This window comes from Streptomyces laculatispora (assembly GCF_017353455.1).
Taxonomy (GTDB): Bacteria; Actinomycetota; Actinomycetes; order Streptomycetales; family Streptomycetaceae; genus Streptomyces; species Streptomyces laculatispora.
This window is the reverse complement of record NZ_JAFMPZ010000605.1, coordinates 1-2,871: the sequence shown is the minus strand read 5'-3', so window position 1 is coordinate 2,871 and position 2,871 is coordinate 1. Positions and strand designations below refer to the sequence as shown.

3 protein-coding genes are annotated in these 2,871 nt (G+C 69.6%); all 3 read right to left on the bottom strand.

The window, feature by feature from the left end; translation table 11 throughout:
• Positions 1-1,470, bottom strand: a 1,470-nt coding sequence (locus tag J1C73_RS31800) for an ATP-binding protein (RefSeq protein WP_207319399.1), incomplete at its 3' end; no start/stop codon positions are given.
• A 393-nt stretch (positions 1,471-1,863) separates the two neighbouring features.
• Positions 1,864-2,430, bottom strand: coding sequence for a DciA family protein (locus J1C73_RS31795; protein WP_123462177.1), 567 nt, complete (start codon positions 2,428-2,430; stop codon positions 1,864-1,866).
• A gap of 26 nt (positions 2,431-2,456) precedes the next feature.
• Positions 2,457-2,871: DNA replication/repair protein RecF (locus J1C73_RS31790; RefSeq protein WP_504744889.1), on the bottom strand; the 415-nt coding region annotated here is incomplete at its 5' end.

The window sequence follows — 2,871 nt, the reverse complement described above, 5'->3', positions numbered from 1 at the left end:
GGACTTCGCCGAACCACCGGCCGAGTCACCCTCGACGATGAAGATCTCGCACTTCGTCGGGTCGTTGGACTGGCAGTCCGACAGCTTGCCCGGCAGCGAGGCGCTCTCCAGGAGCCCCTTGCGCCGGGTCAGGTCGCGGGCCTTGCGGGCCGCGACCCGGGCCGTGGCGGCCGCGATGCCCTTGCGGATGATGTCGGCCGCCTCGTTCGGGTTGCGGTCGAACCAGTCCGTCAGCTGCTCATGGACCACCTTCTGGACGAAGGTCTTCGCCTCGGTGTTGCCCAGCTTGGTCTTCGTCTGGCCCTCGAACTGCGGCTCACCCAGCTTCACCGAGATGATCGCCGTCAGACCCTCGCGGACGTCCTCGCCGGTGAGGTTGTCGTCCTTCTCGCGCAGCAGCTTCTTGTCCCGCGCGTACCGGTTGACCAGCGAGGTCATCGCCGCACGGAAACCCTCCTCGTGCGTACCGCCCTCATGCGTGTGGATCGTGTTCGCGAAGGAGTAGACACTCTCGCTGTACTGCGTGTTCCACTGCATGGCGATCTCGGCCGAGAGGAGACGCTCCTTGTCCTCGGCCTCGATGTCGATCACCGAATCATGGATGACGTCGCCCTTGCGCGAGTTCAGGTACTTCACGAAGTCGACGATGCCGCCCTCGTAGTGGTACGTGACCGTGCGCGCCTGCTCCTCCTCGGCGACCTCGGCCACCTCGGCGACATCCGCGCCCGCCGTCGCCTTCGCCGACTCACGCTCGTCGGTGAGCTTGATCGTCAGACCCTTGTTGAGGAACGCCATCTCCTGGAAGCGGCGCGACAGGGTCTCGAAGGAGTACTCGGTCGTCTCGAAGATGTCCCCGTCGACCCAGAAGGTGACGGTCGTACCGGTCTCTTCGGTGGCCTCGTTACGGGCCAGCGGCGCCGTCGGCACACCGAGCTTGTAGTCCTGGGTCCAGCGGTAGCCGTCCCGCCTGACCTCGACCGCGACCCGCGCCGACAGCGCGTTGACCACGGAGACACCGACACCGTGCAGACCGCCGGAGACGGCATAGCCGCCGCCGCCGAACTTGCCGCCGGCGTGCAGCACCGTCAGTACGACCTCGACGGCCGGCTTGCCCTCCGACGGCACGATGTCGACCGGGATGCCCCGGCCGTTGTCGATCACCCGGACCGCGCCGTCGGCGAGGATCGTGACATCGATCGTGTCGGCGTGGCCGGCCAGCGCCTCGTCGACCGAGTTGTCGACGACCTCCTGCACCAGGTGGTGCAGGCCTCGCTCACCGGTCGAGCCGATGTACATGCCGGGCCGCTTGCGGACCGCGTCCAGGCCCTCCAGGACGGTGATCGCGCTGGCGTCGTACGAGGCTGTCACCTCGTTCGAGGCGGAAGCGGCGCCGCTCTCACCGGGGGTGGACGGAATGTTCTCGTTGGGGTTGCCGGAATCGGCCACGAAGCGCCCTTTCTGGCACAGCACAGGCCGTTCTCCGGGCAGGCGGGAGCGGCTGCGTCGTTCGGCTTGTATCGACGAATCCCGCAAGGACGCGGGATTGTCCACCAGTCTACCGGTAGCGCCGACCCGAATGGGGGTTTGCCGGTACCTGAGTCCGCATGTGCCGCCCTGAATGAGCGGCTGACGACTCCCCATATTCGGGAAGGGGCCTCAAGAGGCTCACACGGGCGTTGAGCGCTTCGGCCTGTCAACCTCCCGCTACCGTGAGGGACGCCCGCTCGACGACGTACGGTTTCAACCACCGCACACCCGCACAACACGGAGTCCGCAGGCATCGGGGACAACCGGGGCGCACCGCACAGCGGCACCCTCCGGCAGAGTCGGCACACCGGCCTCGGAAACGGGTAAAAGGCCAGCTCAGCCGTAGGTGTCGCCCGGACCCTTGCTCCCCGGAGCGCGCAGCGGACCGAACCTGCGCTGCGGCCCTCCCGGCCCCAGCACCTTGATCATCCGCACGGTGCCGTGCCCCAGATCCGCGTTCAGCCGGGCCACCAGCTGGGGCGCCAGCAGCCGCAGCTGGGTCGCCCACGCCGTCGAATCGCACTGCACCGTCAGCACCCGCTCCGCGGGATCCTCGTCGTAACGCAACGGCACACAATGATTGGCCAGATCATCACCTACGATCTGCGGCCAGCGGCCCATCACACCGCCCACCGCCGCGGGCGCCTCCCAGCCGCGTTCGGTGATCAGCCGGTTGATCGCCGCACCCAGCGGCAGCGGATCGCGGCCGTCCGCCCGCGCCCCGGACCGCAGCCCGCCGCCCCGCCGGGCCTGCTTCTTCTGCTGCGCCGCCGCACCGCGCGCCCGCGCCTGCTCCTTCGCCGCACGCAGGGCCACCCGCGCCAGGTCCACCCCCGAGGGCTCCGGCGGCTTCGCCGCTGCGGAGGACGGTTCGCGCGGTGAGCCGGCCGGCCCCTCCGGCAACGGCTCCGGGCCGTCCGTACGGCCGCTCACAGCCGTTCCACCTCACCGGCCGACACCGCGTACCGCGTACCTGCGAGCACCCCGGGGACGTCGTCGTCCACCGCGGCCGTCACCAGCACCTGCTCGCCCGGAGCCACCAGCTCGGCCAGCCGCTCACGGCGACGCGCGTCCAGCTCGGCGAAGACATCGTCCAGAACCAGCACCGGCTCGTTGCCCTCCGAGCGCAGCAGATCGTACGAGGCCAGCCGCAGGGCCAGCGCGTACGACCACGACTCCCCGTGGCTCGCATATCCCTTGGCCGGCATTCCCCGCAGCCCCAGCACCAGATCGTCGCGGTGCGGGCCGACCAGCGTCACGCCCCGCTCGATCTCCTGCTTGCGCACCTCGGCCAGGGCCGCGATCAGCTGCGCGTACAGGTCGCGCGTACGGGCGGGGTCCACC